Annotated in this window: 13 protein-coding genes; 7 read left to right on the top strand and 6 right to left on the bottom strand. The window is 56.3% G+C overall.

Annotation, left to right across the window (positions count from 1 at the left end; all coding sequences use genetic code 11):
* Positions 1 to 8: 8 nt before the first annotated feature.
* Positions 9 to 944, bottom strand: coding sequence for a TatD family hydrolase (locus RUDLU_RS0116000; protein WP_044129509.1), 936 nt, complete (start codon positions 942 to 944; stop codon positions 9 to 11).
* A 213-nt stretch (positions 945 to 1,157) separates the two neighbouring features.
* Positions 1,158 to 1,850, bottom strand: a complete 693-nt coding sequence (locus tag RUDLU_RS0115995) for an EboA domain-containing protein (RefSeq protein ID WP_019989415.1) — start codon at positions 1,848 to 1,850, stop codon at positions 1,158 to 1,160.
* A 206-nt stretch (positions 1,851 to 2,056) separates the two neighbouring features.
* Between RUDLU_RS0115995 and RUDLU_RS27575 the strand changes: the two genes are divergently transcribed.
* Entirely contained in the window at positions 2,057 to 2,488 is a 432-nt protein-coding gene (locus tag RUDLU_RS27575) for a T9SS type A sorting domain-containing protein (protein WP_019989414.1), read from the top strand.
* A gap of 206 nt (positions 2,489 to 2,694) precedes the next feature.
* The gene (locus RUDLU_RS0115985; RefSeq protein WP_019989413.1) at positions 2,695 to 3,111 is read left to right on the top strand and encodes a hypothetical protein; all 417 of its coding nucleotides are present in this window, start codon (positions 2,695 to 2,697) and stop codon (positions 3,109 to 3,111) included.
* Positions 3,112 to 3,246: 135 nt separating this feature from the next.
* Here the strand turns inward: RUDLU_RS0115985 and RUDLU_RS0115980 are convergent, their stop codons facing one another.
* The 3 genes from RUDLU_RS0115980 to RUDLU_RS0115970 are packed head-to-tail and all read right to left on the bottom strand — an operon-like array spanning position 3,247 to position 7,814.
* Complete coding sequence (locus RUDLU_RS0115980; RefSeq protein ID WP_019989412.1) at positions 3,247 to 4,758, bottom strand: amidase; 1,512 nt, start codon at positions 4,756 to 4,758, stop codon at positions 3,247 to 3,249.
* 29 nt (positions 4,759 to 4,787) lie between these two features.
* Entirely contained in the window at positions 4,788 to 6,353 is a 1,566-nt protein-coding gene (locus RUDLU_RS0115975) for a hypothetical protein (protein ID WP_019989411.1), read from the bottom strand.
* Between the two features lie 24 nt (positions 6,354 to 6,377).
* A complete protein-coding gene (locus RUDLU_RS0115970; RefSeq protein ID WP_019989410.1) occupies positions 6,378 to 7,814 on the bottom strand; it encodes a hypothetical protein in 1,437 nt (478 codons plus the stop codon).
* Between the two features lie 565 nt (positions 7,815 to 8,379).
* Between RUDLU_RS0115970 and carB the strand changes: the two genes are divergently transcribed.
* The 4 genes from carB (at position 8,380) to RUDLU_RS0115950 (ending at position 13,312) form a co-directional block, all read left to right on the top strand.
* On the top strand, positions 8,380 to 11,256 hold the full coding sequence (gene carB / locus RUDLU_RS0115965) for a carbamoyl-phosphate synthase large subunit (RefSeq protein ID WP_019989409.1): 2,877 nt from the start codon (positions 8,380 to 8,382) through the stop codon (positions 11,254 to 11,256).
* A gap of 135 nt (positions 11,257 to 11,391) precedes the next feature.
* Positions 11,392 to 11,607, top strand: coding sequence for a hypothetical protein (locus RUDLU_RS0115960; RefSeq protein WP_019989408.1), 216 nt, complete (start codon positions 11,392 to 11,394; stop codon positions 11,605 to 11,607).
* Positions 11,607 to 12,023, top strand: coding sequence for a putative toxin-antitoxin system toxin component, PIN family (locus tag RUDLU_RS0115955; protein WP_019989407.1), 417 nt, complete (start codon positions 11,607 to 11,609; stop codon positions 12,021 to 12,023). Before RUDLU_RS0115960 ends, RUDLU_RS0115955 begins: the two co-directional genes overlap by 1 nt.
* 104 nt (positions 12,024 to 12,127) lie before the next feature.
* Complete coding sequence (locus tag RUDLU_RS0115950; protein ID WP_019989406.1) at positions 12,128 to 13,312, top strand: PQQ-dependent sugar dehydrogenase; 1,185 nt, start codon at positions 12,128 to 12,130, stop codon at positions 13,310 to 13,312.
* Between the two features lie 58 nt (positions 13,313 to 13,370).
* Here RUDLU_RS0115950 and RUDLU_RS0115945 read toward each other — a convergent pair whose 3' ends face one another.
* The gene (locus RUDLU_RS0115945) at positions 13,371 to 13,808 is read right to left on the bottom strand and encodes a hypothetical protein (RefSeq protein ID WP_157580234.1); all 438 of its coding nucleotides are present in this window, start codon (positions 13,806 to 13,808) and stop codon (positions 13,371 to 13,373) included.
* 131 nt (positions 13,809 to 13,939) lie between these two features.
* On the opposite strand from RUDLU_RS0115945, the gene RUDLU_RS0115940 reads away from it, so the two are divergent.
* Positions 13,940 to 14,761, top strand: a complete 822-nt coding sequence (locus RUDLU_RS0115940) for an aldo/keto reductase (protein ID WP_019989404.1) — start codon at positions 13,940 to 13,942, stop codon at positions 14,759 to 14,761.
* Positions 14,762 to 14,888: the final 127 nt, after the last annotated feature.

Raw genomic sequence — 14,888 nt, 5'->3', positions numbered from 1 at the left:
ACTCATCGCTATTTGATAATGGTTGAATCTTTGTCAATACGGGGTGCCTGCCCACCACGCAGTACCGACGAGCCGTTGAAACGCTGGCTCTGGTCGATGGTGAGGGGCTGGTCGAAATCGCTCAGGCTTATCTGGCCGCTGGGGGCAAAGGCTGTCACGGCGTTTTCGAGGGTCACGAGCCGGATGGCCTCGTCCGAAATACCGTTCTGCTTCATCAGGGCGGCTGTTTTTGGCACCGCCAGCGGGTCGCTGATGCCCCAGTCGGCAGCCGAGTTGATCATGATCCGGTCGGGGCCGTATTGCCGGACGATCTCAACCATGCGCTCGTTGCCCATTTTGGTGAATGGGTAAATGGTAAAGCCCGCCCAGAAGCCCCGGTCGAGCACCTCACGTACGGTTTCCTCGTTGTTGTGGTCGATGATAACCATGCCGGGGTCAATGCCGTGTTCAATGGCAATGTCCATGCTGCGGGTCGTTCCCCGTTTTTTGTCGCGGTGGGGGGTGTGTACCTGCACAGGCAGGTTGGCCTCTTTTGCCAACTCAAGCTGGGCGCGGTAGTATTTTTCTTCGGCAGGGGTCTGGTCGTCAAACCCAATTTCGCCGATACCCACCACGCCCTCTTTGTAAATAAACAGGGGCAGAATCTCCATCACCTGTTCGGCCAAAGCCTCCTGATTGGCTTCTTTGGAGTTGAGCCCCATGGTACAATAGTGCCGGATACCAAACTGCGACGCCCGGAACCGTTCCCAGCCAACCAGACTGGCGTAGTAATCCCGAAACGAATCGACGCCGGTACGGGGCTGCCCCAACCAGAACGCCGGCTCCAAAACGGCCACAATACCCGCATCAGCCATCGCCTGATAATCGTCGGTAGTGCGGGAAATCATATGCACGTGCATGTCGAAGAACTTCATGCCCCGTATTGACTCTAAGAAAGAAGACATAAGCAGTCAAGCAGAATTAGATGTATAATGTACAGTATAAAATGTATAACGAAAAAGCTGACTGTCAACAGTTAACTCAATTATTCATTATGCATTGCACATTCACTTAGCTGTATGAATTGTAAAAGAGTGAAAGAACGAAAGTGTGAAAGAGCGTGGGCCGCAAAGCGTAGAAAGGGGGGAATCTACCTCCTGAACAAGCCATTCACTCTTTCACTCTATCACTCTTTCGCTCATTAGTTTGGGTAAATGTTCGGGAACCTCGCGTCCGGCGGCCCGGCGCTCGGCGGCAAAGTCGTGCAGAATCGCTTGCAACCTGGGGTTGTTACGCGCCCACAAGCCCTGAATCTGCGTCACATCTTTACCAATAAAAAAGGCTTTCATCACCAGCTGATTCCAGGCGGCTTCGTCGAGTTGCTCGGCCGGGTATGGGTTATGCAGCATGATAGCCGCCTGCACATCGGCAATATTGTTCCGAACGCCTTCCGTAGCCTGAAAACGCCAGTCTTCGGGGTATTCGAGTACGGGCAGGGCGGAGTACAGGGCCACCAGTTCGTTCATTTCGGCCGCCCGAAACAGTTCGGTGATACTGCGCCGGTACTCCTGCCGGTCGGCCGATGGATACTGAAGCAGCCACCACACGCGGGCCAGCCGATCCATGGTCCAGTCGACAAGCTGGAAACCGGGGCGAGCCTCGGCCAACGCCGTAGCCATCTCGTCAGAAACCACCACGGGCGCCTTACCCATAAACCGGGGCATGGCCGTAAAAACCCGGTAAAAGACGGCGTTGGTCGGTTGGTTACGGTACAGATCGAGTTGCTGCCGAAGCCAGGTGAGGGCGCGTTCGGCGTCGGGCTGCTGTTCGAGCAGGGCAAACAAAAGTGAGCTTACAGGTCGCATATCCATTAGACAAAAGTACGATTGACAGGCTCAATACTCTTTTAAAAATAGCCTGATTTCTGTAGCCCCCCGAACTGATTTCGGTCACGTAGGGCGGGGGTGCAGAGGATAGGAAACCTTTCTTACCCATTTTTCGACCACTCATCCCAAACTCCCGCGCCCCCCTACGCCTATCGGCATCATTGAGGTGAAACAACAAATAAACTACTCCCATGAAACCGTTCGTAGCCTTCTCTGCCGCTCTGCTTTTGGGTGCATCTGCCCTGTGTACCTCTGCCCTCTCAACGCCAGCCATGGCTCAGTCGAAGCCCTCGACCGAAGCCTATTACGAAGAAAAGCCCCGCCTTGAAGCCGTTGTTTATCCGGCGGCTACCCCGCTCAAACTCTGGATGAATGTGGAAAAGGAAGACCCGCGCGCCCGTATCAAAGTGGAACTGTTCGACGCACAAAACCACTTGCTCCACAGCCAGACCTACAACGCCCGGGTAAACCGGTTCAACCAGAAATTTGACCTCAGCAACATGCCCGATGGGCGGTACACGTTCCGTATCACCGACGGGAATTCGGTTCGCGAACGGACGTTCAAACTCTCGTCGCCGGGCTTGCAGGAACAGCTGCCCAACCGATTGGTGACACTGAACTAAACGAGGGGAGGGAAAAGGGTTAAAAACCCGTTAAATGCCATCCTGATTTTCGACAGTTCAACGGTTTTTTTAGACCATTCAGCCGTCGCTTTTACCGCTTGACGCATTATCGTTTTCAACAATAGCACTGACTGTCACAACTTTGCAGTGTTCAAAGCGAACAACAACACAACAAAAACTTTTGAACCACTCCCCGGAGTACAAGTATGAAAACTGTCATTAAATCCATCCTTTTAGGCCTGTCCCTTTTCGTTGCTTTTTGTGCCCTTTTGTTTGTCTCGGCTAGTGCCGTTGAAGCCCGGCCCATCAAACGCGACAACAATGCCATCACCACCGTGCGCCATGCCGCCTTTGCCGTCAACGCAGGCCGGGCCCTGAGCGTAAACGTTGAAAAGCCAGCCGGCGAAATGTTGCGTGTCCAGTTTACGAATGGCGAAGGCCGCGTGATGGCCGAGCAATTTGTGAGCAAGCAGGCGGGTGCCTACAGCATGAAATTCAACATTGAGCAACTGCCCGATGGTGTGTATCAGGTTCGGATTATGGGTAAAGAAAAAGTAGGTGAGTACTCGTTTACGCTGAAGTCGCCCGAGCAGCAAGCAACTCGTCAACTGAGTATTCAATAACGAATGTGGGCGCAACCGGTAAAACACGGTTGCGCCCAACCCAAAACAGTGAGGTAAAACAATTAGGTGCCCTATTCCTATCTTCCTTTCCTTTTAAACACCCCGGCCCGCCAACGCGAACCGGGGTGTTGTTTTTTAGGACGGTACCTTCTCGAACCAGGGTTGCGCCTTTTCGAGCTGCCCGGCCAGCCGGAATAGCGTAGCCTCATCGCCGAGCATGGCCGTAAACATAGTCCCAACCGGCAAGCCATCTGCCGACCAGTGCAGGGGCACCGACATCGACGGTTGCCCGGTCATGTTGGCAATACCGGTAAAGCTGATGTAGCCAAGCGATTTTTCGGCAAGCTCGTCCATAATCTTGCTGCCTTTGAGCCGTTTCAGGCCACCCAACGTATCCACGAGCCGAATCATCCGGTTTTCGGCGGCCGTGTTCTGAAACAAACCAATTTCAATAGGGGGCCGGGGCAGTGTAGGGGTCAGCACCACATCGAACCGGTCGTGTAGCAGGCCCATACTGCGGGTCAGCTCGTTCCAGCGTCGTTTCTGAAACGCGTAATCGACCGCCGAAAACCCTTCGGCCATACGTGCAATGGCCCAGGTGTTCAGCTCCACATCGTCGCGACGGACGGGCCGCCCGAGGTAGTTGGCCAGTTCGCGCAGGGTAGCGCCCGTTTCGCTCACCACCATCGTAAAAAAGGCCTCCGTCAGAATACTCTTGCTGTACGGCAACTTGATCTCCTCGACCTGATGCCCCAGGCTTTCGAGCAGTTTGGCGGCATCCTGCACCGCCCTGACGCATTCGGGATGTGTGGGCTGCGACGGAATCAGGGCCTCGGTCGAGAAGCCAATACGCAGTTGACCGGGCTCGCGGGTGGCCTCTTCGGCAAAGGGCCGTTCGGGATTGGGCAAAAAATAGGGGTCGCCCGTCATGGGTCCGCTCAGGGCATCGAGCAGGGCCGCACTGTCGCGCACGGAGCGGGTCACGGCATGGTTCACCACAGCTCCCGACCACATTTCGCCATTGGCCGGGCCAAGGGGCACCCGCCCACGGGAGGGCTTCATGCCAAACAGGCCGCAGCTACTCGCCGGAATCCGGATGGAGCCGCCCCCGTCGCTCGCCGACGCCATCGGTACAATACCCGCCGAGACTGCCACGGCCGAGCCCCCGCTGCTACCGCCCGGCGAGTGGGCCGGGCTCCACGGATTACGGGCCGGGCCGTACAGTTTAGACTCGGTGTAGGGCGTAAGGCCAAACTCAGGGGTGTTGGTTTTACCAAACAGCACCAGACCGGCCTGCTTCATGCGGGTCACGGCTTCGCTATCGGTTTGGGGCACGTAGTTCTGATACCCCGCACAGCCCGACTTGAGCGGTACGCCCGCCCATTCGAGTTCGAGGTCTTTGAGCAAAAACGGCACCCCCCGAAACGGCCCGACACCCGGCAGTTGGGTAGCCATTTCACGGCCCTTGTCGTACAGCGGTGTTACAATGGCGTTCAGTTGGGGGTTTACCGCTTCGGCACGGGCAATGGCCGTTTCGAGGAGTTCGGCCGGGGTTACTTCGTTGCGCCGAACCAGCTCGGCCAGGGCCGTAGCATCGTATTGGCGGTATTCGTCGAAGGCCATAGCAGGCCGGGCAGGAACAGTCATGGTACAGTGTAGGTGGTTTTGGGTATGCACTAAGGCCGCTCGGCCGTTACCGACCGGAGCCTGATTTTGTCGTTGGGTCCCTCCTGCCCCGGTGTGGCTTCGAGCTGAATCTGGTAGATGAGGCCATCCCAACCGCTGCGGTTAGTCAGGTCAATTTCGTAGGTACGCATCTGCCCATCGCCGATGATCGGAAAGTCAACCACCCGGTCGGGGGTACCCACAAAATCGCCATCGCCCGGCTTGAGCCAGTTGAAGCGGGCCGTACGAGCTGCGGTTGTGAAGGCGGCCTGAACGTAGATTTTATTGAGGTCGGCGGCTCGCCAAAACACGCGCGGGCTCTTCAGGCTGAACGCGCTTTTGCTCAGGTCGGCCCGGCTCCAGCGCACCACCAGCTCGTTCTGAATAGGCCAGCCGGCATCGGTCGTATTGTAATAGTGCCAGCCCTGCCGACTGTTGGTGAACCGGAAATTCGGTTTGGTTTCGGGCCGGGGCTGCGCGTACACAAACGCCCGAATATCGGTCACCGTGCCGATAATCAGGTTGTACTCATACTCGTACACGGTGTTATGGTCCATGACCACCAGCGGGGTGGCCGCCTGGTAGCTCGTGGGGTCGTCGAATTCGGTGCCGGTACTCGAAGAGCCCAGAAAGCCCGTCACAAACCGGAACTGATTGGGCACGTGCAAGCCCAGGCCACGCCCGTTTTTGTCGAGCAGGGCCGTCCAGTTTTCGGTAGCCTGCCGCACCGCCATATCCTTTTCGGCCGAGAGATTCACAACCGGTGCGTTGGTAAAAGGCTGTGCGCCCGTGTAGGTCACAATCTGATTGAGAGGGGCGTTGAGGTAGGCACAAGGCACCTCCTGCGCGCGGGCTTCGTACTGCGTGGTGTCGCGACGGTTTACCTGCGTGCGGCTCCGAACATGCACCACATTGTCGCGCAGGGTGAGCCAATGCTCCATAACGCACTCGGCGGGCTCGTTGAACAAGGGCCACACCAGCGGGATCGTCTTCACATAAATCCGGTTACTATCGAGCTGCTGATAGCCGATTACCTGCGCCGGGTTGTTGTGCATATCACCGGTTTGTACGGGGTTCCAGCCGAGGTTTCGCCAGACAAAAGCGGGCTGTTTGCCATTCTGCACGTACGGAATCGGGCCCGAGTAGAGACTCGTCTGGAGTTGCCGCCCCAGATCGAAGTTATTGATCATGTTGGTGCCGCGCGGGCCATCGGTCAGAAACGTAATGGCGCCACCGGCCACCAGATCGACACCCACCCGCACTTTGGCATTGCTCAGGATCACCAGACGTGGCACCCCCGGCGCTGCGGGCGGGGCGGGCAGATTGGGATTAAACACCGAGGTCCATCCCGAGCCCGAGTTGCCACCTCCCCCGCCGGGTACATTAATGGGCGGTTGCCCTGTTTGCGGAGGGGTTGTTCCTGTTGAGGTTGAGCCGCCACCGGGCTGTGTGACCGAGCCGCCACCGGTGGTGCTGCCGGGCGGGGTGGTACCGATGGGGTAAAACGTTTCGACACTGGGCTTGCAGGAAGCCAGCCCGGCCAGTAGCAACAACAGGTATGGATAGAAAAGGCGCATAGACAAAGATACAAAAAGGGTAGATTACTGGCTTACACTCCGCAACCGCAGCCGACTGCCGCGCTCGCTGGCAGAGGCATCCGCGCCCGGTGTCGCTTCTAGTTGAATCTGGTAAATGATACCATCCCAGCCGGGCGCGCGGCTCAGATCAATGGTATAGGTACGAAACTGCCCATCGCCAATGATCGGAAAATCGACCCCACCGCTTCGGAGCACTTCAAACTCCTGATCGCCGGGTTTGCGCCAGTTGAGCCGGGCGGTTTTGGACGAGGTGGTAAACGCAGCTTCGAGCACAATCCGGCGCACGTCGGCCGCCCGCCAGAATCCCTTGGGCGACTTGATGGCAAAGCTGGGCAGGGTCGGATCGGTGCGGCCCCACTGTACCGACAACTCGTTGCGAATGGGCCAGCCGGTATCGCGGGTATTGTAGTAATGCCAGCCCTGCCGGTTGGTGGTGAAGCGGAAATTGGGGCCGGTATCGGGTCGGGGCTGGCTATACACATACTGCCGAATGCGCTCCACCGAACCCACAATCAGGTCGTACTCAAACTCAAACACGCCGTTGTGATCCATCACCTGAAACGGAATAGCCGTGAGATAGCCGGTATCCCCGTCGCGTTCGCCACCAACGCCGGTAGCCCCGAAAAAGCCCGAAATGAACCGAAATTCGTTGCGCCGGTAAATACCCACACCCCAGCTGTTTTTGTCGACCAGAGCGGCCCAGTTTTCGGTAGCATACCGTTCGGTAATGGCGTGCGGAGCGTTGAACTCAAACAGGGCATCGTTGGTAAACGGTTTATCGCCGGTGTACGTGATAACCCGGTAATACGGCGCATTGAGGTGCATACAGGGGGCCTCCTGCGTACGGGCCTGATACTGCGTGGTGTCGGGTCGGGAGAGCTGGGTGCGGCTACGCACACGAATCACATTTCCCCGGAGTTCGAGCCAATGCTCCATCTGGCACTCGGCAGGGCGGTTGCGAAGGGGCCAAATGAGCGGGCTGGTTTTTACATAGAGCCGGTTGGTGCTGTCTTTACGGTACGAGACCACCTGCGAGGGGTTGTTGTACATATCGCCCGTTTGCACGGGGTTCCAGCCGAGGCCAATCCATTGGGGTATAGGCCGGTTGCCGGCTTCTTCAAAGGGCACCGGCCCGGAATAAAGACTGGTCTGAAGCTGCCGGCCCAGATCGTAGTTATTGACCATGTTGACGCCCGTGAGCGCATCGGCTAGGTAGGTGATGGCACCGCCCGCGTTGAGGTCGATACCCACTTTTATCTGACTATTTTCCAGAAAAATGCGCTGTGGAGCCGGTATCACGGGCGGAGGGTTGAACCCACCGCCGGGCAGAATCGGGGCCGGAAACACCGTTTCAACATCGTCGCCACAACCGCCCAGCCCGATCAACAGACTCAGCACCAAACTAACCAGATATCCTTTTCGCGGGTGGATGTGCTGCATGAACAAACTTCGTTTATCGACAAAAGTATCCGTTTGTCGAACGTGATGGTTTCTACAAGGTAGGTATTTGCGGTTTTTTGACTCAGTGCGCCCTTTCCTTCTCTCAGTATGGGTAAAACATACAGCCTCCTGACGGTGTCTTTTTGGCACGCGGATGACACGGATTAGGCAGATGAACGCAGACCCCGGTACTGGCTATTTCCAGAAACACTGACCACATTGGGAATATCAATCCGCGACGATTCGCCTAATCTGCGCCATCCGCGTGCCAATTCACATCCATCCGTGTCATTCGCGTGCTAGTTGGATTTCTTTTTACCCGAAGCCGGATAACACCCTAATAATTAAATACTTACCCCGAATCTCCTCTCAAAAAACCATAAACCACAAACTATAAACTACGCAACTGTATTAAGGTATGCGGTTTAACCCCTAATTTTGCGGGATTTTTGGCCTTACGCTTCCCAGCGTAGACGGCCAAAAAGATACTTTGCCCAGTTTGCTTTGCACATTCCGGAGCGCCGGATCGCCGGACCGCCGGACCGTTTTATTACCCCGCTCAGAAATGCCCAAAAACGCCAACATCCGCTCGGTACTTATCATCGGCTCTGGCCCCATCATCATCGGTCAGGCCTGTGAGTTTGACTACTCTGGCTCCCAAGCCGCCCGTTCTATCCGCGAGGAAGGCATCGAAGTGGCCCTGATCAACTCCAACCCGGCGACGATCATGACCGACCCGATCAACGCTGACTATGTGTACCTGAAGCCGCTGGAGAAAAAATCGATTGTCGAGATTCTGGAAAAGCACCGGCAGATGGGCAAGCCCATTGACGCCGTACTGCCTACCATGGGTGGCCAAACGGCTCTCAACCTCGCCATCGACTGCGATAAGGCGGGTGTCTGGGAAAAGTACAACGTACAAATTATCGGGGTCGATATCAAAGCGATTGAGACGACCGAAGACCGCGAGAAATTCCGCCTGCTGATGCTTCAGCTCGACGCGGGCGTTTGCAAAGGCCGTACGGCCCGCTCGTTTCTGGAGGGTAAAGAGATTGCCCAGGAGATTGGCTTCCCGCTCGTGATCCGGCCCTCATTTACGCTCGGTGGTACCGGCGGGGGTTTCGTTAACACGCCCGAAGAATTCGACAAAGCCCTGACCAACGGTCTGCACGCGTCGCCCGTACACGAGGTACTGGTAGAGCAAAGCGTAATGGGCTGGAAAGAATATGAGCTGGAGCTGCTGCGCGACGGTAACGGCAACTTTATCATCGTCTGCTCGATCGAGAACTTCGACCCGATGGGCATTCACACCGGCGACTCTATCACGGTGGCCCCGGCCATGACCCTGCCCGATACGCTGTACCAGAAAATGCGCGACCTCGCCATCAAGGTGATGAACGGCATTGGGCAGTTTGCCGGTGGCTGTAACATTCAGTTCTCGGTAAATCCCGAAACCGACGATATCATCGTGATCGAGGTGAACCCACGGGTGAGCCGGTCGTCGGCACTAGCCTCCAAAGCAACGGGTTACCCCATTGCCAAGATTGCCGCCAAAATGGCAATCGGCTACAACCTCGACGAACTGATCAACCCGATTACGGGCACGACGTCGGCGTTTTTTGAGCCTGCTATCGACTACGTGATCGTGAAAGTACCCCGCTGGAACTTCGATAAGTTTCCGGGTGCCGACCGTTCGCTCGGTCTGCAAATGAAGTCGGTAGGCGAGACCATGGGTATTGGCCGCAACTTCCAGGAAGCGTTGCAGAAGGCGTGTCAGTCGCTCGAAATCCGGCGCAACGGTCTGGGTGCCGACGGCCGCGAACTGACCGACATCAACGCCCTCAAGCAAAGCCTGGCGCACCCCAGCTGGAACCGGTTGTTCCATATCTACGATGCGTTTAAGGCCGGGATGTCGTTCCGCACGATTCGGCAACTGACCAAAATTGACCCCTGGTTCCTGCACCAGATTGAAGAACTGATTGAGCTGGAGCGCGAGATTGAGCAGTACGACCTGGACGATGTGCCGGCCGAACTCATCCGCACGGCCAAGCAGAAAGGCTATGCCGACCGGCAGCTGGCGCACCTCCTGCAGGTAAAAGAAAGCAAGATTTACCAGTACCGTCAGGATCACAACATCCGGCGGGTGTACAAGTGCGTGGATACCTGCGCGGCTGAGTTTGAGGCCAAAACGCCGTACTATTACTCGACGTTTAACAACCAGTTGCCCATCACGCAGGACCGCCCCGAGCCGGTATCGGACCTGCCCGGCAACGAGTCGATCCGTTCAAACCGCAAGAAAGTGGTTATTCTGGGCTCCGGCCCCAACCGCATCGGGCAGGGTATCGAGTTCGACTACTCGTGCGTACACGGGGTGCTGGCCGCTAAAGAAGCGGGTTACGAAACGATCATGATCAACTGTAACCCCGAAACCGTTTCGACCGACCCCGACGTGGCCGATAAGCTGTACTTCGAGCCGGTGTTCTGGGAGCACGTACACGCCATCATCATGCACGAGCAGCCCGAAGGCGTGATTGTGCAGCTGGGTGGCCAGACGGCCCTCAAGATGGCCGAAAAACTGACCCGCTACGGCATCAAGATTATCGGTACGAGCTGGGAAGCCCTCGACCTGGCCGAAGACCGGGGCCTGTTCTCCGACATGCTCCGCAAACTCGACATTCCGTATCCGAAATTCGGTACGGTGCGCGAGTCAGAAGCCGCAATCGAACTCTCACGCGACCTCGGCTTCCCGTTGCTGGTACGCCCCAGCTACGTACTCGGCGGGCAGTCGATGAAGATCGTGATCAACGAAACGGAGCTGGAGCAGCACGTGATGAAGATTCTGTCGGACATTCCAGACAACAACATCCTGCTCGACCACTTCCTCGAAAACGCGATTGAGGCCGAAGCCGACGCCATCTGCGATGGTGAAAACGTGTACATCATCGGGATTATGGAGCACATCGAACCGGCGGGTATTCACTCCGGCGACTCGTATGCCCTGCTGCCGCCATTCGACCTGAGCGAAGCCGTCATAGGCCAGATTGAAGAGTACACCCGGAAAATCGCCGTGGCACTGAAAACGGTTGGTCTGATCAACATTCAGTTTGCCATCAAAGACGAGAAGGTGTATGTAATCGAAGCCAACCCGCGCGCCAGCCGGACGGTGCCGTTCATTTGCAAGGCTTATCAGGAGCCATACGTTAACTACGCGACGAAGGTGATGCTGGGTGCCAACAAGGTGACCGATTTCGACTTCAAGCCGGTGAAGAAAGGCTACGCCATCAAGATTCCGGTATTCTCGTTCAACAAGTTTCCGAACGTAAACAAGGAGCTTGGGCCCGAAATGAAATCGACCGGTGAAGGCATCTATTTCATCGACGACCTGCACGACGATTTCTTCCTGAAAGTGTACTCGGAGCGGAATCTGTACCTGAGCCGGTAAACGTTACCCGGTAAGCGTTACCCGGTAAGCAATTGTTACTTGTTGTGCCACAGCCTAAACAGGCTGTGGCACAACTGTTTTATGGCAATTTACGTTAAGTTTGTAGACTCACGGAGCTAAACGGAGAATTGTTTTATGACTGTATTAACCATACCACTGGATGATGCACTGGCGACCAAACTCCAGCAGGAAACCGCATTGACCAATGGCGATGAAGCGGCCATTGTTCGGAAAGCACTCAATGACTATCTGCGCCGTCAGCATATGGAACGGCTTCGTCAGGAGTTGCGTCCCTATGCCGAAGCCGCCCTGATTCGGTCAGAGGAAGACATCTTTCGTGAAGTTTCGTAATGCTGCCACCCGACACTCGCCTTGTATTTGACACCAATGTGCTGTTGTCCGCTTTCGTCTTTAAGAAATTCGCGGGCGAGGTTTACGAATACTGCGCTGAGCACTGTGTACCTTTTACCTCAGACTGGATTCTGGATGAGCTGAACGAGAAACTGGAGCAGAAGTTCAAACTGCCCCCTTCGCTATGTCAGGAGATAACAGATCGAATCCGGTCTGACGCCCAGGTTAGCTTACCCACTAATCCGCTCCCAACCGACTCCCCGGACCCCGATGATAACCATGTATTGCGGCTGGCACTCTTTGTCGAAGCTCAGTTTTTGATCACCGGCGACAAGGAACATTTACTGCCTTTGAAACAGGTTGGCCTAACGGAAATTATCAGTCCCCGCGAATTTTACGAGCGCTACATAGCCTGAGCGGGGCCACCATCGGCAACAAAGACCTTCAACGCGTCGTTGTCACTACACACGTCTCCACCCAACTCAACCAGAAACAATTCACCCAAAACGTCAGACGACCTATGAACCGTGTTTTGGCCGTTGCTTCGTTCGCCCTGATTGGCCTTGCCGGCTGCAATGAGCCGACCAATAACGCCACTACAACCACCGCGCCCGGCTCCACCACAACCACACCCGCCACCTCGGCCAACGCGCCAAATCTGCAAATGCAGACGATCCTGACGGGTTACCAGATCATCTGGGGCATGGATTTTCTGCCCAATGGCGACCTGCTTTTCACCGAAAAACAAGGGCGGCTCTACCGGTTCGCCAACAATACCGCCACCGAACTAACGGGCTTCCCCGCCGATGTGAACGCCCGCGGGCAGGGGGGCCTCCTCGACCTGCGCGTGCATCCCAACTACGCCAGCAACGGCTGGGTCTACGCCGTTTACTCAAGCGCCCCGGCAAGCAACGGCCCAACCCAACTGAACCTCGTCCGGTTCAAGGTGAACGGGAATCAGATCACCGACCTGAGCACCCTTTTCAAAACGTCGGCTACTAACACCTGGCAGGGGCATTACGGCGGCCGTATTGAGTTTGACCGCGATGGGCTTTTATACCTAAGCGTGGGCGAGGGTGGCTCCGGCACCTATGGCGGTCCCAATTCATCGAACCAGAACGGCCAGAATCTGAACTCCGACTGGGGCAAAATTCACCGCCTGACCGACTCAGGCGGCATTCCGGCCAGCAATCCGATACTACCGGGTCGTACCGCACCCACCACCATTTTCTCGTACGGTCACCGCAACCCGCAAGGTCTGGCTCTGAACCCCACTACGGGCGACATTTGGGCCACCGAACACGGCCCGCGCGGGGGCGACGAGGTGAACATCATTCAGGCGGGCCGCAACTACGGCTGGCCCGTGGTTTCAAACGGTCTCAATTACGACGGCTCGGTGATTTCGGGCAGCCCCACCCGGCAGGGCATACAAGCCCCCGTTTTCACCTGGACCCCGTCGATGGGGCCGTCGGGGCTGGCCTTTCTCACAAGCGAGACGTTTAAAAGCTGGAAAGGTGATCTGATGGTCGGTGGCCTGGCCCTGACCTATCTGAGCCGCTGCGATGTGCGCGACAACACCATTGCGGGCGAAGAAAAGCTGCTCGACCGGCAGGGCCGCGTGCGTTGTGTGCGGCAGGGGCCCGACGGTAACCTCTACGTTTCGCTCGAAAACCCCGGCCGAATTATCCGGATTGTGCCGCAGTAAAACGATGTGGCCAGGGCAAGTCGGGTGCCAGCTTGCCCTGTTTCCTGACGAAGATAAGTTATTTCACGCGCTCGAAGCGACTCTCATACCCATCCATAAAGTTGTCAGTGAGAGTCAGATTCTTCCGGTCTAGTATAAGAATATCGTTAGTAAAGCCCATGAAGTAAGGCCCAATACCCCGGCCGGATACCGACGGCTTAACGGTCCGGTTCAGCACCCGAATACTGGAAGTCTCTTTACCGTTGTACGTGTTCGCGGACTTTTCGATGGTGTAACTGCCCGACATTTCCAACGTATCATTCCGAAACGATTCGAACGTACCCTGCCGCCCAATTCGGAGCACAAACCGATCTTTAGGGTTCGGCTTGACACTATGACCGGCAAAGCCTCCTCTTGATTCTTTCCATAACCAATCGCCCACAATAAGTGGATCGGGGTCTTTTGATTGGCACCCCCACGCGCCAAACAGGAGCATTATCAGGATTAGCTTTTTCATGTGTAGTTTGGATAGATGATATAAGCTAAGATACATCGACAACGTAAACCGTTGGAATCCGATGTAACTTTCCATAAAATAAACCTTTACGCAGGTGGGGCCGTTTGGAAGATAAACCCTCCCTTTTTACCATGACGATTCAGACGACAACGGCCCTCAACAACGGCGTCCAAATGCCGATGCTGGGCCTCGGTGTGTATGCCCCCTCGCAACAAAACGAAGTGCAACAGGCCGTTGAATGGGCCCTGGAGGCCGGTTGTCGGCTCATAGATACAGCCAGCATATACGGTAACGAGCGCGAAGTAGCCGCAGCCATTGCCGCTAGTGGGATTCCCCGCCGGGAGGTGTTTATCACCACCAAAGTCTGGAACACCGACATGGGCTACGAGGCTACGTTTCGGGCCTTCGACCGGAGCCTGGCCAAGCTCGGCACCGACTACGCCGACCTGTACCTCATTCACTGGCCCATCCGCGAAAAACGGCTCGACACCTGGCGGGCTCTCGAAAAGCTGTACGCCGACGAGCGGGTACGGGCCGTTGGCGTTTCCAATTATTATGTACCTCATCTGGAAGAGCTGTTCACGGTTGCCAATATCACCCCGGCCGTCAATCAGTTTGAGTTGAGCCCGTATTGCCACCCCGCCGAAACCATGGCCTACTGCCGCCAGAAAGGAATTCAGATTGAAGGCTACGCTCCGCTGGTGCGGGGGCTCAAGGCCGACGACCCGCGCTTGCAGGCCGTGGCCCGGCAACACGGCAAAAGTACGTTTCAGGTGCTGGTGCGCTGGTCGTTGCAACACGGTGCCGTCACGATTCCGAAGTCGGTGAAACGCGACCGTATTCGGGACAACTTCGATGTGTTCGATTTTGAACTCACCCCCGACAACATGGCCGAAATGGATACCTGGCACGACAACACCCGCATTGCCGATGATCCGATGACCTTGCTGTAGTACCCAGGCAAGCTCTTTAACAACGCCAACCGGCCTGTTCACCACCCCCAGAAAAGACCAACGATCGGGTGATCCGGCACCGAATTGTCTACGGGGAGGTTCATCGCTTTCTGATACATCTTATCTT

Source organism: Rudanella lutea DSM 19387 (assembly GCF_000383955.1).
GTDB classification, from domain to species: domain Bacteria; phylum Bacteroidota; class Bacteroidia; order Cytophagales; family Spirosomataceae; genus Rudanella; species Rudanella lutea.
The sequence above is the reverse complement of the archived record's forward strand: the minus strand, read 5'-3'. Positions and strand labels throughout refer to the sequence as shown.